The sequence below is a fragment of the Rhizobium sp. Nf11,1 genome (assembly GCF_050587665.1).
Classification (GTDB): domain Bacteria; phylum Pseudomonadota; class Alphaproteobacteria; order Rhizobiales; family Rhizobiaceae; genus Rhizobium.
On record NZ_JBOBHU010000007.1, the window covers coordinates 78240 to 99443 of the forward strand.

General features: G+C 62.0%; 27 protein-coding genes. 16 read left to right on the plus strand and 11 right to left on the minus strand.

Going from position 1 to position 21204, the window contains the following annotated elements:
* Positions 1-160: 160 nt before the first annotated feature.
* From ACQ7C1_RS12805 to ACQ7C1_RS12830, 6 genes are all read left to right on the plus strand, one after another.
* Positions 161-865: a CerR family C-terminal domain-containing protein gene (locus ACQ7C1_RS12805; protein ID WP_430958528.1), complete on the plus strand. Its 705-nt coding sequence runs from the start codon at positions 161-163 to the stop codon at positions 863-865.
* Positions 862-1875, plus strand: coding sequence for a secretion protein HlyD (gene hlyD, locus ACQ7C1_RS12810; RefSeq protein ID WP_430958529.1), 1014 nt, complete (start codon positions 862-864; stop codon positions 1873-1875). The genes ACQ7C1_RS12805 and hlyD overlap by 4 nt, the downstream gene beginning before the upstream one ends.
* On the plus strand, positions 1872-3617 hold the full coding sequence (locus ACQ7C1_RS12815) for an ATP-binding cassette domain-containing protein (protein WP_430958530.1): 1746 nt from the start codon (positions 1872-1874) through the stop codon (positions 3615-3617). Before hlyD ends, ACQ7C1_RS12815 begins: the two co-directional genes overlap by 4 nt.
* Positions 3614-4741 carry an ABC transporter permease gene (locus ACQ7C1_RS12820; protein WP_430958531.1) on the plus strand — a complete coding sequence of 376 codons (1128 nt, stop codon included), beginning with the start codon at positions 3614-3616 and terminating at the stop codon, positions 4739-4741. Before ACQ7C1_RS12815 ends, ACQ7C1_RS12820 begins: the two co-directional genes overlap by 4 nt.
* 1 nt (position 4742) lies before the next feature.
* Positions 4743-5855, plus strand: coding sequence for an ABC transporter permease (locus ACQ7C1_RS12825; protein ID WP_430958532.1), 1113 nt, complete (start codon positions 4743-4745; stop codon positions 5853-5855).
* A gap of 131 nt (positions 5856-5986) precedes the next feature.
* A complete protein-coding gene (locus tag ACQ7C1_RS12830; RefSeq protein ID WP_064705948.1) occupies positions 5987-6382 on the plus strand; it encodes a DUF1236 domain-containing protein in 396 nt (131 codons plus the stop codon).
* Positions 6383-6530: 148 nt separating this feature from the next.
* Here ACQ7C1_RS12830 and ACQ7C1_RS12835 read toward each other — a convergent pair whose 3' ends face one another.
* The 4 genes from ACQ7C1_RS12835 to ACQ7C1_RS12850 all read right to left on the minus strand — a co-directional run bounded on the left by ACQ7C1_RS12835 (position 6531) and on the right by ACQ7C1_RS12850 (position 9488).
* On the minus strand, positions 6531-7574 hold the full coding sequence (locus ACQ7C1_RS12835) for a Gfo/Idh/MocA family protein (RefSeq protein ID WP_430958533.1): 1044 nt from the start codon (positions 7572-7574) through the stop codon (positions 6531-6533).
* A gap of 9 nt (positions 7575-7583) precedes the next feature.
* Positions 7584-8369: a ThuA domain-containing protein gene (locus tag ACQ7C1_RS12840; RefSeq protein ID WP_430958534.1), complete on the minus strand. Its 786-nt coding sequence runs from the start codon at positions 8367-8369 to the stop codon at positions 7584-7586.
* Positions 8370-8563: 194 nt separating this feature from the next.
* Entirely contained in the window at positions 8564-8905 is a 342-nt protein-coding gene (locus ACQ7C1_RS12845) for a DMT family transporter (RefSeq protein WP_064804454.1), read from the minus strand.
* Between the two features lie 19 nt (positions 8906-8924).
* Positions 8925-9488, minus strand: coding sequence for a TetR/AcrR family transcriptional regulator (locus ACQ7C1_RS12850; protein WP_430958535.1), 564 nt, complete (start codon positions 9486-9488; stop codon positions 8925-8927).
* Between the two features lie 166 nt (positions 9489-9654).
* Here ACQ7C1_RS12850 and ACQ7C1_RS12855 point away from each other — a divergent pair, with 166 nt between their 5' ends.
* Together ACQ7C1_RS12855 and ACQ7C1_RS12860 are read left to right on the plus strand one after the other, a co-directional pair.
* Positions 9655-10044, plus strand: a complete 390-nt coding sequence (locus ACQ7C1_RS12855; RefSeq protein ID WP_085780162.1) for a group II truncated hemoglobin — start codon at positions 9655-9657, stop codon at positions 10042-10044.
* A gap of 2 nt (positions 10045-10046) precedes the next feature.
* Positions 10047-10418 (plus strand): DUF423 domain-containing protein, encoded by a 372-nt coding sequence (locus tag ACQ7C1_RS12860; RefSeq protein ID WP_085779147.1) that lies wholly within the window; start codon positions 10047-10049, stop codon positions 10416-10418.
* Positions 10419-10682: 264 nt separating this feature from the next.
* Here the strand turns inward: ACQ7C1_RS12860 and ACQ7C1_RS12865 are convergent, their stop codons facing one another.
* From ACQ7C1_RS12865 to ACQ7C1_RS12885, 5 genes are all read right to left on the minus strand, one after another.
* The gene (locus tag ACQ7C1_RS12865; protein ID WP_097600633.1) at positions 10683-10997 is read right to left on the minus strand and encodes an antibiotic biosynthesis monooxygenase family protein; all 315 of its coding nucleotides are present in this window, start codon (positions 10995-10997) and stop codon (positions 10683-10685) included.
* A gap of 9 nt (positions 10998-11006) precedes the next feature.
* On the minus strand, positions 11007-11279 hold the full coding sequence (locus ACQ7C1_RS12870; RefSeq protein WP_430958536.1) for a hypothetical protein: 273 nt from the start codon (positions 11277-11279) through the stop codon (positions 11007-11009).
* Positions 11276-11683 carry a DUF2325 domain-containing protein gene (locus ACQ7C1_RS12875; protein ID WP_085779150.1) on the minus strand — a complete coding sequence of 136 codons (408 nt, stop codon included), beginning with the start codon at positions 11681-11683 and terminating at the stop codon, positions 11276-11278. The genes ACQ7C1_RS12870 and ACQ7C1_RS12875 overlap by 4 nt, the downstream gene beginning before the upstream one ends.
* A gap of 107 nt (positions 11684-11790) precedes the next feature.
* Entirely contained in the window at positions 11791-13140 is a 1350-nt protein-coding gene (locus tag ACQ7C1_RS12880; RefSeq protein ID WP_430958537.1) for a TonB family protein, read from the minus strand.
* A 140-nt stretch (positions 13141-13280) separates the two neighbouring features.
* Positions 13281-13706 carry a hypothetical protein gene (locus tag ACQ7C1_RS12885; protein ID WP_430958633.1) on the minus strand — a complete coding sequence of 142 codons (426 nt, stop codon included), beginning with the start codon at positions 13704-13706 and terminating at the stop codon, positions 13281-13283.
* 177 nt (positions 13707-13883) lie between these two features.
* Here ACQ7C1_RS12885 and hemP point away from each other — a divergent pair, with 177 nt between their 5' ends.
* The 7 genes from hemP to ACQ7C1_RS12920 all read left to right on the plus strand — a co-directional run bounded on the left by hemP (position 13884) and on the right by ACQ7C1_RS12920 (position 18910).
* On the plus strand, positions 13884-14066 hold the full coding sequence (hemP, locus tag ACQ7C1_RS12890; RefSeq protein ID WP_430958634.1) for a hemin uptake protein HemP: 183 nt from the start codon (positions 13884-13886) through the stop codon (positions 14064-14066).
* 20 nt (positions 14067-14086) lie between these two features.
* The gene (locus ACQ7C1_RS12895; RefSeq protein ID WP_430958538.1) at positions 14087-15136 is read left to right on the plus strand and encodes a hemin-degrading factor; all 1050 of its coding nucleotides are present in this window, start codon (positions 14087-14089) and stop codon (positions 15134-15136) included.
* A gap of 11 nt (positions 15137-15147) precedes the next feature.
* Positions 15148-16077, plus strand: a complete 930-nt coding sequence (locus ACQ7C1_RS12900; RefSeq protein WP_430958539.1) for a heme/hemin ABC transporter substrate-binding protein — start codon at positions 15148-15150, stop codon at positions 16075-16077.
* A 2-nt stretch (positions 16078-16079) separates the two neighbouring features.
* Positions 16080-17192, plus strand: coding sequence for a FecCD family ABC transporter permease (locus tag ACQ7C1_RS12905; protein WP_430958540.1), 1113 nt, complete (start codon positions 16080-16082; stop codon positions 17190-17192).
* Positions 17193-17215: 23 nt separating this feature from the next.
* Complete coding sequence (locus ACQ7C1_RS12910; RefSeq protein WP_430958635.1) at positions 17216-18010, plus strand: heme ABC transporter ATP-binding protein; 795 nt, start codon at positions 17216-17218, stop codon at positions 18008-18010.
* Positions 18011-18157: 147 nt separating this feature from the next.
* Positions 18158-18502 (plus strand): hypothetical protein, encoded by a 345-nt coding sequence (locus ACQ7C1_RS12915; RefSeq protein ID WP_430958541.1) that lies wholly within the window; start codon positions 18158-18160, stop codon positions 18500-18502.
* A 9-nt stretch (positions 18503-18511) separates the two neighbouring features.
* Positions 18512-18910 carry a hypothetical protein gene (locus tag ACQ7C1_RS12920; protein WP_430958542.1) on the plus strand — a complete coding sequence of 133 codons (399 nt, stop codon included), beginning with the start codon at positions 18512-18514 and terminating at the stop codon, positions 18908-18910.
* A gap of 348 nt (positions 18911-19258) precedes the next feature.
* On the opposite strand, the gene ACQ7C1_RS12925 is transcribed toward ACQ7C1_RS12920, so the two are convergent.
* The gene (locus ACQ7C1_RS12925) at positions 19259-19816 is read right to left on the minus strand and encodes an RNA polymerase sigma factor (protein ID WP_011426507.1); all 558 of its coding nucleotides are present in this window, start codon (positions 19814-19816) and stop codon (positions 19259-19261) included.
* A gap of 9 nt (positions 19817-19825) precedes the next feature.
* Positions 19826-20032 carry a NepR family anti-sigma factor gene (locus ACQ7C1_RS12930; RefSeq protein WP_011426508.1) on the minus strand — a complete coding sequence of 69 codons (207 nt, stop codon included), beginning with the start codon at positions 20030-20032 and terminating at the stop codon, positions 19826-19828.
* Between the two features lie 251 nt (positions 20033-20283).
* Between ACQ7C1_RS12930 and ACQ7C1_RS12935 the strand changes: the two genes are divergently transcribed.
* The gene (locus ACQ7C1_RS12935; RefSeq protein WP_020922074.1) at positions 20284-21078 is read left to right on the plus strand and encodes a response regulator; all 795 of its coding nucleotides are present in this window, start codon (positions 20284-20286) and stop codon (positions 21076-21078) included.
* The last annotated feature ends 126 nt before the right edge of the window (positions 21079-21204 follow it).

The window sequence follows — 21204 nt, forward strand, 5'->3', positions numbered from 1 at the left end:
GGTTTGGAGCGGTTCTGCGCTTCCGTGACGCTGAACCGCTTTAGCCGCCATCTCGAGCTCTGAGAGGACATAACGTGCCCTTTTCCGCGTCCGAAGCGGTTCGCCATCTGGAATATATCATTCGATTGACTTAATACAACTTCGGTGTTATGAATCCGTCATGACCCAGAACAGTGACACTCCAAATCCCCCGGCCTCCGCCCGCGCCGAGATCGCGCGCCAGAAGATGCTGACCGCTGCTCTCGATGTCTTCGGGCGCTACGGTTTCGATGGCGCCTCGACGCGCCAGCTGACTGAAGCCGCCGGCGTCAACCTGCAGGCGATCCCCTATTATTTCGGCAGCAAGGAAGGCCTCTACATCGCCACCGCCGAATATCTGATGATGAGGATCGATGCGCATGTCAGCGGCATGAGGGCGCGCATCGGAGCGCATCTGGTGGCGCTCGACGCGGCCGGCGAGCCGCTCGGCGAAGCCGACGCCCGCATTTTCCTGACTGAAGTTCTCCAGACCATGGTGACGCTCTTCGTCGCCAAGGAATCGGAACCCTGGGCCCGATTCCTCATCCGCGAGCAGATGGAGCCGACCGAAGCTTTCAAGCGGGTCTATCGAGGCATCATGAGGCCGATGATCGAAATGGGTCGGCGCCTGGTCGGCGCCATTCTCGGCGAGGATCCTGCGTCCGAACATGTGCGTCTGCGCACTTTCAACCTCGTCGGCAGCATTCTCATCTTCCGCTTCGCCCATGCCTCCGTACTCGCGCAGATGGAATGGGACGCCTTCGGCCCGGAACAGGTGGAAATCCTGCGCGGCCTTGCTGCCGAACTGGTCGATGTCATCGGACCGCCGAAAAGAGGCGCGGCATGAAACGCATCCTTCTCCTCGTGATTCTTCTCCTCCTTGCCGCAGGTGCCGCCGCCTGGTGGTACGGCCTGCCCGAACGGCTCGGCTCGCTGCCCGAGGCGCGTCGCGAATTCGTCCTTTACGGCAATGTCGATATCCGTCAGGTCTCGCTCGGCTTCCGCGTCAGCGGCCGCCTCTCCGAACTGCGCGTCGACGAGGGCGATGTCGTCAAGAGCGGCACGGTCCTGGCGAAGCTCGACGCCGCACCCTACGAATTCGCAGTCCGCTCCGGCGAGGCCAATGCCGCGGCCCTTCGCGCGACGCTCGACAAGCTGAAGGCTGGCCCGCGGCCGACCGAGATCGCCCAGGCGCGAGCTGCCTACGACGAAAGCCTGGCGGATCTGCAGAATGCCAACCTCGCTTACGACCGCGCCCGCCAGCTTCGCCCGCAGGGCACGATTTCCGAAGCGAACCTCGACCAGGCGACCGCCGCAAAGGCGATGGCCGCCGCCCGCTCGCAATCCGCCAGCGAGGCGCTGAAGCTGCTGCAGGAAGGCTCGCGCGTCGAGGACATCGCCGCCGCCGACGCCCAGCTGAAGGCCGCCGAGGCCACACTCGCCTCAGCCAGAACCTCGCTCGCAGACACCGAACTGCGCGCTCCGAACGACGGCGTCATCCTCTCGCGGGTGCGGGAGAACGGCGCGATCGTCTCGCCGGCCGATACCGTCTTCGTGCTCTCCCTGACAGAGCCGGTCTGGGTGCGCAGCTATGTCGCCGAACCCGATCTCGGCCGCGTCCACCCCGGCATGAAAGTATCCGTCACCTCCGATACCCAGCCGGATAGACCTTATGAAGGCACCATCGGCTTCATCTCGCCGGTCGCCGAATTCACGCCGAAGTCGGTGGAGACGCCTGAACTGAGGACCGATCTCGTCTATCGCCTGAGGATCGTCATCGACAGGCCCGGCCCCGACCTGCGGCAGGGCATGCCGGTCACCGTGCGGCTGTCCGCGCCGCCGACAGGCGGACAATGACTGCCCCAGAACCCGGTCGGGACGCCAGGCCGCTCGTTCGGATCGACGGCGTCACCAAACGTTTCGGCGATGCGCCTGCAGCCCTTAACGCCGTCTCCGGCGTCATCGGCGGCGGCGCGATCACCGGCCTCGTTGGTCCCGACGGCGCCGGCAAGACGACGCTGATCCGGCTGATGACCGGCCTGATGCTGCCCGACACCGGAACGATGGAAGTGCTGGGCTTCGACACCAGAAAGAACGCCGCCGGCATTCAGACGGCGATCGGCTACATGCCGCAGCGCTTCGGTCTTTATGAGGATCTCTCGGTGCAGGAAAACCTCGACCTCTATGCCGATTTGCGCGGCCTGCCGAAGAGCGAACGCACCGGCGCCTTCGACGAGCTGCTGACCTTCACCGACCTTAAACGCTTCACCGGCAGGCTCGCCGGAAAGCTCTCCGGCGGCATGAAGCAGAAGCTCGGCCTTGCCTGCGCGCTTCTGAAAAAGCCGCGCCTGCTGCTGCTCGACGAACCGGGCGTCGGCGTCGACCCGATCTCGCGCCGCGACCTCTGGAAGATGGTCGAGAACCTGACTAGGGAAGGCATAGGCGTGGTCTGGTCGACCGCCTATCTCGACGAGGCCGAAGCCTGCGACCACGTGCTGCTCTTGAACCAGGGAAAACTGCTCTTCTCGGGAAAACCGAATGAAATGACCGAGCGCGTCAGCGACCGCGTCTTCCGGGTCTCCGATGTCACCGGCCGCCGTCGGCAGGTTCTCGCCGAACTCCTGCAGGCCGATGGCGTCATCGACGGGGTGATTCAGGGCGAGGCGATCCGCCTCGTCGCGGCCAGTGGCAAGACGCCCGATATCGGCAAGGCCGGCGACGGCGCATCGCTTTCCCCCGCCCCACCGCGTTTCGAGGACGCCTTCGTCGATATGCTCGGCGGCGGTCCCGGCGGCCGCTCCCGGCTTGCCGAGGCGCAAGAGCCGCTGAAAGCCGGGGGTGACCGGCCGGTGATCGAGGCCAGGGGTCTGACCAAGCGCTTCGGCGATTTCACCGCCGCCAACGACATCAGCTTCGATATCCGCCGCGGCGAGATCTTCGGCCTGCTCGGTCCGAACGGCGCCGGCAAGTCCACCACCTTCAAGATGCTCTGCGGCCTCTTGAAGCCGACCGGCGGCGAAGGCCGCGTCGCCGGTTTCGATCTCCGTCGCGATGCCGCCGAAGCTCGCAACCAGCTCGGCTATATGGCGCAGAAATTCTCTCTCTACGGCGATCTTACAGTCATGCAGAATCTGGAATTCTTCGCAGGCGTCTATGGCCTTCGCGGCCAGCGCCGGCGCGAGCGCATAGAGCTGATGGCCGACATTTTCGATTTCGGCCGCCATGCCCGCGAAGCCGCCAAGGATCTGCCGCTCGGGCTCAAGCAACGCCTGGCACTTGCCTGCGCCGTCATGCACGAACCGCGCGCCCTCTTCCTCGATGAACCGACCTCCGGCGTCGATCCGATCACTCGCCGCGAGTTTTGGACGCATATCAATGGCCTGGTCGAAAAGGGTGTCACCGTGCTCGTCACCACCCATTTCATGGACGAGGCGGAATATTGCGACCGCATTTCGCTGATCTACCGCGGCCGTTCGATCGCGCTCGGTTCTCCCGATGAGTTGAAGGCACGTGTCGCGACAAAGGATGCGCCGGACCCGACGATGGAGGACGCCTTCATCGCGCTGGTGCAGCAATCGGAAGTGGAGGATGCAGCATGAGCATTTCCTCCGGCCGGCTCCGGCGTCTTGCAGCTCTGGTGCGCAAGGAAAGCTTCCAGGCGATCCGCGACCCGAGCAGCATCCTCATCGCCTTCGTACTGCCGCTGATCCTGCTCTTCCTCTTCGGCTACGGCGTCTCGCTCGATACAACGCGTACCCGCATAGGCCTCGTGACCGAAGAGATGACGCCGCTGACGCAGGACCTCGCGGCCAGCTTCCGGGCCTCGCGCTATTTCGACGTGGCGATCGGCCGTGACCGCCGCCTGTTCGAAGAAGATCTCGTGATCGGAAAGCTGCGCGGCATCGTCGTCATCCCGGCCGATTTCACCACCCGTTATACCGCCGGCAACCGCCCGCAGGTCCAGGTGATTGTCGACGGCTCCGATCCGAACACGGCGAACTTCGTCCAGAACTATGCGCAGGGCGCCGTTGCCAACTGGGAACAGCAGAGGCAGGCGGACGTCGCCTCCCACAGTCCCGCCATCACAGTCGAGCAGCGCTTCTGGTTCAATCCGGAGCTGACCAGCCGCAATTTCCTCGTGCCGGGCTCGATCGCCATCGTCATGACGCTGGTCGGCACGCTGCTGACCTCACTCGTTGTCGCCCGCGAATGGGAGCGCGGGACGATGGAAGCAATGATGGCGACCCCGGTGACGGCAGTCGAGCTGCTTGCCGGCAAGATCCTGCCCTATTTTCTGCTCGGCTTGACGTCGATGACGCTCTGCGTTCTGCTTGCGGTCTTTCTCTTCGGCGTGCCGTTCCGCGGCTCGGTCGCTGGCCTTTATGCCCTGTCGGCCGCCTTCCTGATCCCGGCGCTGGGGCAAGGCCTGTTGATCTCGACGGCAACCAAGAACCAGTTTCTCGCCTCGCAGCTGGCGCTGATCTCCGCCTTCCTGCCGGCCTTCCTGCTTTCGGGCTTCCTGTTCGAGATCAACTCCATGCCCAGGATCATCCAGTGGATCACCTTCATCGTGCCGGCCCGCTACCTGATCCCCAGCCTGCAGACGGTGTTTCTCGCTGGCGACATCTGGCCGATGTTCGGACAGGCAATCTCGGTCATGCTGACGATCGGCGGCGTCATGTTCGTCCTGGCCGCACGCAGCACCAGAAAGAGGATCGGCTGAGATGGGATGGACAAGGCTCTACGCCCTCATCGTCAAGGAATTGCTCGCCGTGCTGCGCGACCCCAAGGGCCGCGCCATCCTGATCGGCCCGCCGATCGTCCAGCTCCTCGTCTTCTCCTATGCGGCGACGCTCGAAGTGCGCAACGTCGACGTCATGATCCTCAACCGCGACAACGGCCATTGGGGCCAGGAGCTGATCGAGCGTATCGATGGCTCGCCGACCTTCCGCAATATCTCGATCGCCGCCGAACAGGCTGAGGTCCAGGTGGCGATAGACAATCAGACGGTCATCGCCGCGATCGAAATCGGCCCGGATTTCTCCCGCAATATCGAAGCGGGAACGCCGACCGACCTGCAGGTGGTGCTCGACGGCCGCCGCTCCAACGCCTCGCAGATCGTCGCGGGCTACCTCTCGCAGATCGGTGCGGCGCTTGCTGCCGAGACGCCGGCCGGCAAACGCGCCGGGGCCAGCATCGTCTCATCCGTGCCGCGCAACTGGTTTAACCCGAACCTCACCTATCAATGGTTCATGGTGCCGAACCTGATCGCCAGCATCGCGCTCCTGATCGGTCTGATCGTCACGGCACTGTCGATCGCCCGCGAGCGCGAGCTCGGCACCTTCGATCAGCTGATGGTCTCGCCGTTGCGCCTGCACGAGATCCTGATCGGCAAGCTGATCCCGCCGATGATGATCGGCCTCTTCCACATCACCGTCTATATCCTCGCCGCCGTCTTCCTCTTCGAGGTGCCGCTGCGTGGCTCGCTCTTCCTGCTTTACGGCAGCGCGATCTTCTATCTCGGTTCTGTCGCCGGCCTCGGTCTTTTCATCTCGGCGCTGTCGATGACGCAGCAGCAGGCGATCCTCGGCGCCTTCCTCTTCATGGTCCCGGCCATGCTGCTCTCAGGCTTCGCGACCCCGATCGAAAACATGCCGGGCTGGCTGCAGCCGATAACCTACGTCAATCCGCTGCGCTATTTCCTGGTGATCGTCAAAGGCGTATTCCTCAAGGATATCCCATTGGGCGAGGTGGTGAACCAGACCATCCCACTGGCGCTGATCGCTACAGTGACGCTCAGCGCCGCTGCCTGGCTCTTCCGCCGGCGCCTGGAATAATCCCAGTCCCACACATGCTGCGGCCGCCTCACAGAATGTAAACCGGCCTTCCAAAGCGTGACTCTTTGCTGCGGGAACCTCGATTTGGCGACGTCGTTAGTCGAGTGCAACCCCAGCAAAGGAGAAGCAAAATGTACAAGATCATACTTGTCTCCGGCGCCCTTGCGCTGTCGTCGCTTGCCACCAATGCTCTGGCTGACGGAGCAGTCACCGGTGCAGCTGGTGGCGCCATCACCGGCGCGATCGTCGGTGGTCCTGTGGGTGCCGCAGTAGGCGGCATCGCCGGCGGTGTCGCCGGTGCCGCTATTGACCCGCCGCCGCGCGAGGTCGTCACCTATGTCGAGCAGCAGCCGGCCCCGACCTCCCGCGTGGTCGTTGAACAGCCGATCGTCGTCGGCAAGCCGCTTCCGGCGGATGTCGTCGTCACTCCGGTGCCCGACAACCCTAAATACGCCTATACGGTCGTCAACGATCGTCGTGTGATCGTTGAACCCCGCACCCATAGAGTCGTGCAGGTCATCGAATAATCAAGCGATCGAGACCGCCTGCTGCGGCTCGACTACCTCCGGCCCCGCTTCGGCGGGGCCTTTTTCTACGATTGCACCAACAATCAATCGGCGCGCGATAGCACGGCAAACCGCCGTCTGAACGGCGCTTCCATATCCCAATCGGAGATCAGACTTTCAGCTCGCGCCGCTCGCGCTCCGTCACCATGGCGAGATCGAGGACCTTCTGCAGGTTGGCGGCGTGGCGGAAGTTCGGGTCGGGCTGGATGCCGCTTGCCACCGCTTCGGCGAAGCGCTGGTAGTTGGTTGGCACCGGCGGCGCTTCGATCTCCTTCCAGCTGGCGGTCTCGGCATCCTCTCCGAGGCAGCCGCGCAACTCGGACCCAGCCGGGCGATTGATGACTTCAAGGCTGCCTTTTTCGCCATAGATGCGCAGCTTAAGCTCATTCAGATGACCCGTCGCCCAGCGGCTGGCATGGATGACTCCGAGCGCGCCGTTGGCGAAATCGACGGCCATGGTAAAGCTGTCATTCGCATCGAGCATATACTCGCCAATCTGGCCGCCTGGCGCCTTGTTGAAGGTTTTCAGCCGGGCAAAGACGTGGTCGATGTCGGTCGCGGCGCCGTAAGCAGCGAAATCGAGGATGTGGATGCCGACGTCGCCGAGCACCCCGTTCGAGCCGTGGCCGGTGGAAAGCCGCCACAGCCAGGTCGATTCGGTGCGCCAGTCGCCCCAGGCGCGCGAGACGAGCCAGCTCTGGAGATAGGAGGCCTCCACATGCTTGATCGTGCCGAGTTCGCCTGATAGCACCATCTCGCGGGCACGCTGCAGCGGCGCAACGTTGCGATAGGTGAGGTTCACCATGTTGATGACACCGGCCTTTTCGGCCGCTTCCGTCATCTCCAGCGCCTTAGGATAGTGTTCCGCCAGCGGCTTCTCGCAGAGCACATGTTTGCCGGCCGCAATCAGCGCCATGGTGGTCGGGTGATGGATGCGATCGGGCGTGATGTTCGTCGCCGCATCGAACTCGCCCCAGGCGATCGCCTCATCCAACGAATGAAACCGCTTTTCGATATTGAACTTGTCGGCAAAGGCGGAAAGCCGGTCGGGATCGGTGTCGACGGCGCCAACCACCGTCACCCCGTCGATTTTGCTGAAGTGGGTGAGCTGGCTTTTCGCCATCACGCCCGTGCCAAGAACGAGTAGTCGCATGGATGCTCCTCAGCGGTAACCGGCTTCGCCGGCCTGGTGCAGTTTCGGGCCGCGTTCGACGATCGGCTCCAATGCCTTTTCCACCGGCACATTTGGAGCGTCGGTAATGTCAGTCAACGCGCCTTCAGGGTTGTAGGCCCACTTGACGCCGTTGATCAGCACCTTCTGGACGGTGGCGTCGTGATAGGTCGGATAGGTCTCGTGGCCCGGGCGGAAATAGAAGATGTTGCCGGCGCCGCGGCGCCAGGTCAGGCCCGAGCGGAACACTTCCCCGCCCTGGAACCAGGAGATGAACACGGTTTCGAGCGGCTCCGGCACCGAAAACTGCTCGCCATACATTTCCTCGTTCTCAAGCTCGAAATGCTCGCCGATGCCGGCGGCGATCGGATGGCGCGGGTTGATCGTCCACAGCCGCTCGCGCTCACCCGCCTCGCGCCATTTCAGCGCGCAGGGCGTGCCCATCAGCCGCTTGAAGATCTTCGAGAAATGGCCGGAATGCAGAACAAGAAGGCCCATGCCTTCCCAGACGCGCTTGGCAACGCGTTCGACGACGACATCGGACACAGCGCCGTGATCCTTGTGGCCCCACCAGGTCAAGACATCGGTTTCGGCAAGCCGGGCTTCGCTCAGCCCGTGCTCCGGCTCCTGCAGCGTCGCCGTCGTAGCCGAGATGCCAGGATCGGTATTCAGCGCATTGGCGATCGTCGCATGCATGCCTTCCGGATAGATGCCCCGGACGATCGCATTGGTATTCTCGTGAATGTTTTCACCCCACACAACGGTGCGTATGGCCATGCTGTGCTCCTCTGGAAGCTGGAAGGATCGTTTAGGCGGGAAAGGCAGAATTCAAAGCGCTTTGGAGAAAGGCGCTGGGTGCGCCTCGGTCTCCACAACGTCCGAGCAACACATAGCGCTTTGTCAGAAGTTTGACAAAGGGGAAATTTTCTCTCCTGAGACTCCGGAGGACCTTCTGAGATATAACAATGAAATCAATGAGAAACGGATTTCGAGAACAGATTGACGACGATGACGCCCGATATGATCAGCCCGAGGCCGACAATGGCCGGCAGGTCGAGGCGCTGCTTGAAAAAGATCAGGCCGACCGACGAAATCAGCACTATTCCCAAAGCGCTCCAAATCGCATAGGCGATGCCGACGGGAATGCTCTTCAGCGTCAAGGACAGGCAATAGAAGGCCGCCGCATAACAGGCGACGACAAGCGCCGTCGGCCCGATGCGGGTAAACTGCTGCGACAATTGCAGCGCCGTAGTGCCGATGACTTCGAGCACGATGGCTGCAAAGAGCAGCCCGTAGATGGCGGCCTGGCTCATGACGAATTCCTTTTTCGGATTACTTTCCCGTGAGCTCGACAAGGCGGCTGATGAGATTCCGCCTCAGGGCACTGCTGATGTCATGGCTCTCCAACGTGTCTGCAAACCACAGCCCATCGGCGGCGAACCGCACGATCTGAGCATCGAGAGAGGAGTCGGTGCCGACATATTCCTCAGCCCGCGCCTGCACCCATTGGCGCCAGCGAAGGCGCAGCCTGGGTTCGGCGAGAAGCGCGATCGTCACCTGCGTCCAGCTCCTGGAATCGTCGGGACGATCCTTGAGACCGGACACCGCCCTGAGATAGGCCCGGGTGAAGCGTCCCTGCGGCACGGGATCGCCGCGCATCAGTTCCTCGATATCCGCATCGAACCTTTCGAGCAGGCTCTCGAACAGCGCGTCGAGCAGCGCATTCTTCGTCGGGAAGTGATGCAGCAATCCGCCCTTGCTGACGCTGGAGGCGGCGGAGACCGCATCGAGTGTCACGGCCGCCATGCCTTCGCTGGCGGCAAGGCTCGCTGCGACCTCCAGCAATTCCTGGCGCACGAGAGCCGGTTGTTTCTTGCGGTGATGAGCGTTTGACATGCGCTATAAAGATACCGTCCAGACGGTTTTGTCAAGGAGAATCGCTGCAAACCCCTGGCCCCAGGCATTATGCGCGAAATGCCGCGGCACCTTGATGACAGTTGCGGTCGTTTTCCATCAGGTGCATGAAGGATCGGGAGTAGAATGATATCTGGGGAATGGTTTCGTGACGGAGAAGGTCACCACTCTATACGAAGCGATCGGCGGCAATGCCGCCGTACGGGCGCTGACGCACCGCTTCTATGCGCTGATGGATACGCTGCCGGAGGCAAAAAACGTGCGTGCCGTACACCCGCCGAGCCTCGAAGGCAGCGAAGAGAAATTCTACGAATATATGACCGGCTATCTCGGCGGCCCGCCGCTCTATATCGACAAGCGCGGCCATCCGCGCCTGCGCAGCCGCCATTTCGTTGCCGAAATCGGGCCTATCGAACGGGACGAATGGCTGCTCTGCTTCCGCCGCGCGCTCGACGAGACGATCGCAAGTCAGGCGCTGCGCGATCTCATCTGGGCGCCGGTCGAGCGCCTTGCCTATCATATGCAGAACAAGGAATAGTCATGAGCCTGAACGCGCGCATCGAGCCGGTGCTCTATCTCTTCGCCGGCTTGTTCGGCGTGGCCGGCGTGGCGCTCGCCGCGCTTGCCGCCCATGGCGGCGGTGAGGCCAATCTTGCGGCATCCGCCTCCGCCATGTGCCTTGCACACGCCCCTGCCCTGCTCGCTTTGGCCCTCGGCACCGCCAAGCTCAAAACCGCCTGGCTCGCCGGTTTTCTGATGATCGTGGGAACCCTGCTCTTTGCCGGCGATCTTGTTACGCTCCGCTTCTCCGGCTCCGGCCTCTTCCCCTACGCCGCGCCGACCGGCGGCTGGGCGATGATGCTCGGCTGGCTGGCTGTGGCGGCAGGTGCTGTCTTTCGCGTGCGGTTTTAGGGGCTTGGAAAACTCGGCCGCTTGTCTATGAGGGTACGTTGCAGCAGAGTATCCATCCGCAAACTGAGCGGCTGATGGGAGTCCGCTGCCCTCTCTTCCCTGTGCTCGTCACAGGGATCTAGCGCGCCCAAGTCCTTGGGCGCGGGAGACTCTCTTCAGGCCCTACGGGTCATTCACGGGACGGACGCGCCGTGGCTGGATTCCTGTGACGGGCACAGGAATGAGCGTGGGGAACGCCTCGCCTTCCACTCGTAAAAACTGCCATCAAATCCCGTCGACCACATTAAAACCCTCAAAAACCGGCGGACCCTTATACATCGCCTTGCGGTCTCCGGCATTGCGGTGCGCCGCGCGAAAATTCTCGGACTTCGTCCAGTTCTGAAAATCCTCTTCGCTCTTCCAGACCGTGTGCGAGGAATAGAGCGTATACCCCTCTTCTTCATTGACCTTGCCACGCAGCAGGCGGAATTCGACGAAGCCGGGCACCTCGGCCAGGCTGGAATCGCGATTGCGCCAGACCGTCTCGAAATCGCCCTCGGTTCCGGTTACCACCTTGAAGCGATTCATTGCGATATACATGAAGTCTCCTTACGCCTTCCTCTTGGCGGCCCTTACAGCAGGCGAGGGAAAGGCGAGAATATTATTGCCATTTGCCGCCGCCGCGCCAAGCGGTCTTGTCGCCGCTTCCCCGGGCATTCGTGCCTCCCAGGTCGGGAACAGCGTCACATTCTGGTAGATCTGCCGGCGTTCGGCATACTGCTGAAAAAGCTCGTAAAGCTCGGGCACGAGGCCGCCACCGCTCTGCGCGGCGAGCTTGTGCAGGCCGATCATGGTGAAGCCGTCGGGGCACTTGTCGTTCATCGGGAATTGTCTCGTTCGTTCATCGTCTGCAGCGCACGTTCCAGGCTGGACTTGCTGCCGTTTCGAAGCGGGATGAAGGCCTTGCTGAACTTCTTGCAGCCGGTCTTCACGCGCAGGCAGGCATCATGGCTGATACAGTCGATGGGGCAGAACACGCAATCAACAGAGGGAAGCAAGGTGTCGATGCGCGAAACCGCCTCGCGCAGACCGCCATCGTGATGAATGAGTTCGGCGCCGAAATTGCTGGCGATCTGGCGCAGATGCGCCACTTGGCAGTCGCGCCCGCCGACATAAAGGAAACTGCGGCCATCCAGTTTGGTTCGTCCGTTGGATGCCTGGCCGGCCTCCTCGCCCGCACTGTCGCGGACCTCCCGGTTCGATCCCTTCTTGCCCTTGCGAGCCATATGCCACCCGTTCGCTCGTTGATCGTCACACGATTCCTGCGTGTGCGGATGGACCTTATTAAACTTGATTTTAGCAGTAAAGTATAAAGTTGATTATCTTTATCATATTATCTCGTGACCTGGACCTCCTGGGAAAAGGTCCAGCTAGCCTTCCCCCATTCGGAAGGCAGAGGTGGGAACGGCGCCGCGCGCCGCACACCATCCAAAACAGCTTTATCCAACTCCGCAACACCCGAACTGCGAGCAACGGAAACCGATGCCACCCTACCGGTCCCGTTAATCGTCAATTGAACCCTGACGGTGATACTACCGCTCTTGTTCTTGTATTCATTGGGTACGCGAACAGCGCGCCGGATCCGCTTCTGTACCTTGCCCGGGTAGTTGGCTACGGCCGTGCTTCCCACTCCATCACTTCCGCCCGTCGCGGTTGATGTTCCATCAATTTCCGGCCCGTTCTGACCGCTGACCACGCCCCTCGTCCGGTCTTCACGATCTAAGCCCTTGTCCCCACCCGCAGGTTTTGCCTTCTTATGAAGCTGTTTCTTTTTGACCGGTTTCGGCTTGTCAGCCTTTGGCTTCGGTTTTGTCACCGGCTTTTCTTCAGGCTCCGGCGAGGTCTCTGCATTCTCGACAGGTTTTATTTCTTCCGGCGGAACTTCGGTGGGCTGTAGCGCCATTGGCGCTATCTCTGCCGGTACTAATGCCCGCTGGACTTCAGGCGTCGGCTGTTCGGGCAAGAGCGTCGCCGTCGGCTGAATGACGGAAGATTCTGCAGGACTCTCGGAGACAAGCACCTCTGGCTCGGCGGCAACAACGGTCTCAGGGGAAACGTGCGTAACGTCCTGCACCGGCGGCACGGACTCCGTCGTTGCGGTTTCTACTGGCTGGATCTGCTCCGGCGGCACGGCCGTAGCATTTAGCTCAGTGGCCTCTTCCGATTGAACTGTAGTCGGTTCAACTTCTTCCGCCGCAACTTGCTCAGGCTGCCGTTCTAGTTCCGGATCACCCGCCGATGTCTGGTTAACGTCAGAATCGCCATAAACGACGACGCTGACAGCTTCACCAGCGTCTTCGATTGCTTCGTCCGGGGGTCGTGACACAAATAAGCTGAGAGCAACCACCAAACCTGCGTGAAAAAGGAACGAACCGGCACACGTCAGCGCCACCCGCTGCCGCACCGGCTTCTGCTCGTCTTCCTGCTTCTCCAGCGCCGCATCCATTGGCGGCGCAGAAGCGGGAGCTGCCGGTTCGGCTTCCGGATGGTCGGGAAAGGAAGAGATCTGCGCAAAACGTGTGTAATGGATGACCGTCTCCCCCGCCGGCTGCCGCTGCGCGTTTCGCAGTTCGGGAAGTTCGTGGCCGGGGTGCATGCCGGGCGTGTTGTCATTCAGGCTGGTGTCGGCGTCCGCCTCCCCGATGAGCACGTGTCTCGATTTGGATTTCGCTGAAATCGCCATTCTTTACGCCTCGGACAGCCGGAAACATGTCCGCCGGGGTTCATGCCCGGCGTCTTCTTGAGCAATTCCAGCAAAAGTGCGCAGCGGTTTTGCGTCCGGAATTGCGTAAAGCCAAAGAGTTAGAGCATTTCCGAAATGCTCTAACCTTCGAAGGGAACGGAGATCTGCGAGCGAGTGACGAGACCCTTCATGCATTCGCCGGCGGCCGGCCCATCGCAGACCGGCGTGTCGTTGATCAGGATGCGGGTCACGCTCTCGCATTTGACATTCGGCATGTCGAACTGGCGCACGCGCTTCTTGCCCTGCGGCAAATCGCGGAAATCGAGAACGGTGATGCGGTCGACGGCATTCTTGTCGTTGAAGAAGGCGAGCTCGAAGGAAACCTTGTCGATGGCGGCGGGTAGCTTGTTGAGCGCCACGAAGGTCATCATGCAGCCCTTCTGCGAGGGCGCCAGCGCGTTGAGTTCGACATCGAGGGAGGCTGCGGGCGCCGCCTCCTGCGCCTGGGCTACGCCTGCAACCGTCATCACCAAGCCGGCCGCAACGGCCGCAAACCTACCCGTCATCATCTTCTCCGCATTGTCGCGAGCCGTCAGCGGACGGCTTCGTATCAGCAATCTCAAAAACTTGACTACGTTAGTCTTCTATTGCGTCTTTAAAAAACTATGAGTAAGAAAGTCAAGTTAATTGTAAACGCAGCCGGAGACCTTCTGATCGCCGGCCTCACGGAATTGCCAACCGAAATGATGGTTGAAAAGCCAGACACCTTTAAACATGCGCCAATGCCCAACGAGCCGGCGGCGCAGCACCGGATCGTCGAAAGCGCGGATCTTTTCCGCGGCACGAACGAGATCATGATCAGACACGACGGGCTGGTTTACCGCCTGAAGATCACCCGCCAGGGCAAACTCATTCTCAATAAATAGGGCCAATAAGTAGGTAAGACATGACCGAGCAGAAAAGACCGGCTCCAGCAGAAATCCGCGCGTTTCGGGCCGAAAATCCGAAGATGCGCGAGCGCGATATGGCCGCCCGGCTGAAGATTTCCGAAGCAGCTCTCGTCGCGGCCGAGACCGGCATCAGCGTCACCCGCATCGACGGCAGCGCATTGAAGCTTCTCGAGCGCGTGGAGCGCCTCGGCGAAGTGATGGCGCTGTCGCGCAACGAAAGCGCCGTGCACGAAAAGATCGGCGTCTTCGAAAACATCAAATCAGGCGTGCAGAGCGCGATCGTTCTCGGCGAGAATATCGACCTGCGCATCTTCCCGAGCCGCTGGGAGCATGGCTTCGCCGTCTCGAAGAAGGATGGCGACCAGGAGCGCCTCAGCCTGCAATATTTCGACAAGGCAGGCAACGCGGTGCACAAGATTCACCTGCGCCCAAACTCTGATATCGAGGCCTATCACGCGATCGTCGCCGAGCTGAAACTCGAAGAACAGTCGCAGGAATTCGTCGAGGCCGAGATCTCGAATGCAGCCGACGAGACCGCCGACGTCAGCCGCGACGAGCTGCGTGACAACTGGAGCAAGCTCACCGACACCCATGAATTCTTCGGCATGCTGAAGCGCCTGAAGATCGGCCGCCAGGCAGCCATCCGCACCGTCGGCGACGACTATGCCTGGAAACTCGATAACACCGCGACGGCGGAGATGATGCATGCCTCGGTGAAATCGGGCCTGCCGATCATGTGCTTCGTCGCCAATGACGGCATCGTCCAGATCCATTCCGGCCCGATCTTCAACGTGCAGGCGATGGGTCCATGGATCAACATCATGGATCCGAACTTCCACCTGCATTTGCGCCAGGATCACATTGCCGAGACCTGGGCCGTGCGCAAGCCGACCAAGGACGGCCACGTCACCTCGCTGGAGGCTTACAATGCCGCGGGCGAGATGATCATCCAGTTCTTCGGCAAGCGGAAGGAAGGCTCCGACGAGCGCGCCGAATGGCGCGATATCATGGAAAACCTGCCGCGCGCAGCAAGTGCCGCCGCATAAGGACCACAGCGATGACGATGCGTAAAAACCTGCGCCGGATCCGCCTTTGGGAACTGGCCCTGACGGCCGCCGTCATGGCGCTGCCGCTGATCCCGACGGCGCCGGCCGGCAAAAGCTTTGCCTTCGCTAGCGCCGCCCATGCCGAGGAGAAGAAGCTCGACACATCGCGCCTGGTTTCGGTCGGCGGCGACGTCACCGAGATCATCTATGCGCTCGGCGAGGAAAGCCGGCTGATCGCCCGCGATACCACGAGCCTCTATCCGGAGGCGGCGCTCAAGCTGCCGAACGTTGGATACATGCGCGCGCTCTCGCCGGAAGGCATCCTTGCCATGAACCCGACGGCGATCATCGCCGTCGAGGGCTCCGGTCCGCCGGAGGCGCTTGCCGTGCTGAAGAATGCCAGCGTGCCTTTCGAGACCGTGCCGAACACCTTCACCCGCGACGGCATCATCGCCAAGATCGACCGCGTCGGCACGCTCCTCGGCGTGCCCGACAAGGCGAAGGCGCTCGAAGAAAAGGTCGCGGCCGATCTCGACACCGCGATCGCCGATGCCGAAAAGCGCCCGGAGACCGCGCGCAAGCGCGTTCTCTTCATTCTTAGCGCCCAGAACGGCCGGATCATGGCATCAGGCACCGGCACGGCAGCCGATGGCGTCATCAAGCTTGCCGGGGCCGTCAACGCCGTCGGCGCATTCCCCGGCTACAAGCCGCTGACGGACGAGGCGATCATCGAAGCCAAGCCCGACATCATCCTGATGATGAACCGGGGCGATGGCGCCGGCACCAAGAACGAGGACCTGCTGGCCCAGCCGGCAATCGCCCTGACGCCGGCCGGCGAGAAGAAGGCGATCATCCGGATGGACGGCGTCTACCTGCTCGGCTTCGGTCCACGCACGGCAAGCGCGGTGCGTGACCTCAACGCGGCGATCTACGGGGGCTGATCATGGCCCGGCCGCAAGCCATGACGGAGCAAAGGCGACCAGTCCGGGTGGCAGAGATGCGTAAAGTCAGGCAGGCAGGAGACAGGACGCGGCTCGCTCTGCTGGCGATCGCCCTGCTTGCCGCCGGCTCTATTTTCGCGATGCTGTTTTCGGTGACGACGGGCGCATCGGATGCCTCGATCCTCGACGTCATCGCCAATATGGCCGGCTCCGAGACGGCGCTCAGCGCCCGCGACCGGGTCATCATCTTCGACATCCGCCTGCCCCGCGCGATCCTCGGCTTCCTGATCGGCGCTTCGCTTGCCGTTTCCGGCACGGTGATGCAGGGCCTCTTCCGCAATCCGCTGGCCGATCCCGGCCTCGTCGGCGTCTCCTCCGGCGCAAGTTTCGGCGCGGTCGCCATGATCGTGCTCGGCGGCGGTCTCGCAGCGCCCCTCCAGGCATTTTTCGGCATCTATGCCCTGCCGGCGGCCGCCTTCGGCGGCGGTCTCGCCACGACGCTGCTGCTCTACAGGATCGCGACGCGGCATGGCCAGACCTCGGTGGCGACTATGCTGCTTGCCGGCATCGCGCTCGGCGCGCTGGCGCTGGCGCTCACCGGCCTCCTGATCTACATGGCGAACGACCAGCAGCTGCGCGACCTGACCTTCTGGAGCATGGGCTCGCTCGCCGGCGCCACATGGACGAAGATCGCCGCCGCCGGCCCGATCATCCTTTTGTCCTTCACCGCCCTGCCCTTCATGGCGCGCGGCCTCAATGCCATCACGCTCGGCGAGGCGGCCGCCTTTCACATGGGCGTACCGGTGCAGCGGCTGAAGAATGTCGCGATCACAGGCGTCGCGGCTGCGACCGGCGCTTCCGTCGCCGTCAGCGGCGGCATCGGTTTCGTCGGCATCGTCGTACCCCACATCCTTCGCATGGCGATCGGGCCGGACCATCGTTTCCTGCTGCCGGCCGCAGCCCTTCTCGGCGGCTCGCTGCTGATCTTCGCCGACGTGCTCGCCCGCACCCTGGTCGCCCCGGCCGAGCTGCCGATCGGCATCATCACCGCGGCGGTCGGCGGGCCGTTCTTCCTGTGGATCCTGCTGAAGCAGCGTTCGCGCCTTGCCATCTGAGAGAACTTGTGAGTGACGTGCAGATGATCGAAGTGTCCGGCCTCTCCGTGCGCCTTTCCGGCAAATCAATCATCAGCGAAGTCGCTTTCACCGCAAGGGCAGGAGAGCTGACGGCGATCGCCGGGCCGAACGGCTCCGGCAAGACGACGACGATGAAGGCGGTTTCAGGCGAGCTCGCCTATGGCGGCTCGGTGCGCATCGGCGGCGACGAGGTGAAGGGGCTGAAACCCTGGCAGCTTGCCGCTATTCGCGGCGTGTTGCCGCAGGCAAGCGCCATTTCCTTTCCCTTCACCGTGCGCGAGATCGTCCGCATCGGCTTGACTTCGGGCCTGAACCTGCATCCCGACAAATCAGATCAGACGGCGGCGGCCGCCCTCGCCTCGGTCGATCTGACCGGTTTCGAAGGCCGCTTCTACCAGGAACTCTCCGGCGGCGAGCAGCAGCGCGTGCAGCTTGCCCGCGTGCTGTGCCAGATCTCCGAACCCGTCGTCGCCGGCAAACCCTGCTGGCTGCTGCTCGACGAGCCGGTCTCGAGCTTGGACATCAGCCACCAGCTGACCATTATGACGCTCGCGCGCAATTTCTGCGAACGCGGCGGCGGCGTCATCGCCGTCATGCACGACCTAAACCTGACAGCGCTGTTTGCCGACCGGCTCGTGCTGATGAAATCCGGCCGGCTCGCCGCCGCCGGTAGAGTTAAAGAGGTGCTGACCGACGAGACGATGCTTTCGGTATTTGGCTGCGCGCTGCGGATCAATCAGATCCCGGCTGATGGCACGCCTTTCGTGCTCGCCCACAGCGCCCTCTCCTGTGCCTAAGCCTGCGCGGGCGGAACTTTTGCCCCTTCAACACGTTGTCGGCAATGATCTGGGTCAATGCCGGGCGACATCATTCATGCAACGGACGGTGGTGACCCTCGTGCGAAACAGGCGGGCTCGCGCGCGCCCCAGCCAATGGAGACAGCCATGAGCTATTCTATCTTCCAGTCCGGCCGCAGCCGCCGCAACGGCACCTTCCACCATCTTGAATCCGGCATCGAAGAACAGATCGAGGCATTGCGCGACGAGCTCGCCGAACTGACGCGCCTCGTCGGCAAGAACTCGCGCCACCAGAGCGAAAAGATTCGCAGTCAGGCCAACGCCGGCTATGAGGAACTGCTCAGCCGCAGCGAGGATCTGCTGCGCGAGCTGCAGCACGGTTACGAGCGCGGCGCCACAGAAATGCGCGAGACGGTACGCAAGCATCCGCTGGCTACCGTCGGCGCCGCTGCCGCATTCGGCTTGGCCATCGCCTTCCTCGCCCGTCGCTGAGGAAGCGCGATGCTCTCGATCCTCAGCCTGCTGACGGGCGCAAGCGTACATCGGACCGTCGCGCGCGTCAAACGCAACACCATCTTCATCGCGCTCGCCGCGCTCTTCCTCCTCACCGCGTATGCGCTGGCGGTGACCGCCGGCGCCATTTGGCTCGCCGGCATCTATGGTCCGCTCGCCGCGGTCCTCTTCCTGGCCGTCTGCGCGCTGCTGATCGCAATCATCGTGCTGGTGGTGATGTCGATCATCAACGCCCGGGAGGCACGCCGCGCCCGCGATCGCCGTGCGGCGCTGGAATCTCTGGCGACGGTAGGCATCGGCCTCGTCCGAGCCCAGCCGCTGCTCACCGCCGGCGTCCTGGCCGCCATCGTCGCGGCCAATCTGATCGGCTCGAAGCGGGAGGATTAGGGGAGCCACTCGCTCGCCCACAAGAAGAGAGGTAGGAAGGTGTGCTATCCCTTTCTACACGCAAGCAGAAGATTGGGGCAGGACTCCCACTCCACTCTCCCTCACCTGTGCTCGTCACAGGAATCCAGCCACGGCGCGTCTGCGCCGTGAATGAAAAAGCTTCAAAGGTTAGAGTCGTTCGCGCCCAAAGACTTGGGCGCGCTGGATTCCTGTGACAGGCACAGGAAATGAGGGAGGAGAGGTAGTGCCTCGAATAACAACCACCGTACAGCGTCCTCCCCGTGCAACGAAGCAAAACGCCGGCGCGCCCAAGAGACAGCCGGCGTCCTTTTCAAGCAGAGTCGCTTCTCAGAACGCAAAAGCCTTCGATGTCAGAGGCGCCGAAGTGGCGTCGGGGCCGAAATCGGCCTCGCCTGAAATCTGCAGCAGTTCCTGCAGGCGCTGCCGCGCGCGGTTGACGCGGCTCTTGATGGTGCCGACGGCGCAGCCGCAGATTTCGGCCGCCTCTTCGTATGAAAAACCTGAGGCACCGACGAGGATGATCGCCTCGCGCTGGTCCGGCGGCAGCTGATCGAGCGCCTTCTTGAAGTCCTGCAGATCGAGTGCGCCATACTGCGAGGGATGCATGGCCATCGATTCCGTGAACAGCCCGTCGCTGTCCTGCACCTCGCGACCGCTCTTGCGCATCTGGCTGTAGAGTTCGTTGCGCAGGATTGTGAAGAGCCAGGCCTTCATATTGGTGCCCATCTCGAAATGGTCCTGCTTGGCCCAGGCCTTCATGATGGTGTCCTGGACGAGATCGTCGGCGCGATCGTGCCGTCCGATCAGCGAAATGGCAAAAGCGCGAAGGCTAGGGAGGGCCGCCAGCAATTCCCGCTTAAAGCTGGGTTGCAGTTTCTCTTCCATGCGACGATCCTATTCGGCCATCTTGGCAGAAGCCATCATTTCAGCATGGTCGAGCTTTTCGAGAAGATCGAGAAAACGATCGGGGATCGCCTCTTCTTGTGCCGCGGCATAGAGCGACCGCAGCTTGACGCCGATCTGGTTGTTCGGGTCCAGAATATCGCTTGCCCGCAGCTCCAGCTTCCGCTGATCCGCCGCCTCTTTATTGCGTGTAGTCATCAACTCGTCTTCTCACCGTTATCTGTTACAAAGGCGTGCAATCAAGAGATCAACCACCGACACCGACCGTTCCACTATCGATATCGCTGATATTTGCCGCGGCATGGATCAAAATGCTACGCCCGCCCTTTCTTTGTCGGGTGGAATAATGCGGCGCGACAAAAAAAGTTCCTACCGTTCCGGAACTTTTTTACCAAGGCAGCGTTAACTGGCCATTGAACCTACGACCGGCCTGCATACGGGAGCCTTTAATGACACTTTCTACTCGAATTGCGCCGCACCTTCCTTATCTGCGTCGCTATTCCCGCGCCCTTACCGGCACCCAGACTTCAGGCGACGCTTACGTCGCTGCCGTTCTTGAAGCCATTATAGCCGATTTGTCGATTTTCCCGGATACGGCCAATGACCGGGTCGCGCTTTACAAACTGTTCACGCAACTGTTTGGTTCCACTGCGGTCCAGATTCCGGAGCCGACTTCCCCTTATGCATGGGAGCAGCGCGCCACACTCAATCTGTCCAAGGTTTCCCCGGGCGCCCGCCAGGCTTTCCTGCTCGCGTCGGTGGAGAATTTCCGCGTTGCAGAAATCGCGGAAATTCTCGAACTCGATGAACAGGATGTCATGCAGTTGCTCGACAAGGCCTCGCAGGAAATCTCCCGTCAGGTCGCAACCGACATCATGATTATCGAGGATGAACCGCTGATCGCCATGGATATAGAGCAAATGGTCGAGAGCCTCGGCCATCGCGTCACCGGCATTGCCCGCACGCACGCCGAAGCCGTCGCGCTCTACAACAAGACGAAGCCGAGCATGGTGCTCGCCGACATCCAGCTTGCCGACGGCAGTTCCGGCATAGACGCGGTCAACGACATCCTCAAGACGTCGAGCGTGCCGGTGATCTTCATCACCGCATTCCCGGAACGGCTTTTGACGGGCGAACGCCCCGAACCCACTTTCCTCGTCACCAAACCGTTCAATCCCGACATGGTCAAGGCCCTGATCAGTCAAGCGCTTTTCTTCAATGAATCGACCAAGGTAGCCGCCTGAGACGCAATTTTCCGGTTCTCGGAACCAAACCGCCGAGACAGGCGTTCCGGTGCTACCGGGGCGCCCCGATGGCTTTAACGGTTTTTGCAGCGCTTTATTCTAGAGTTGGCAGGCGGTTTCTGGCGG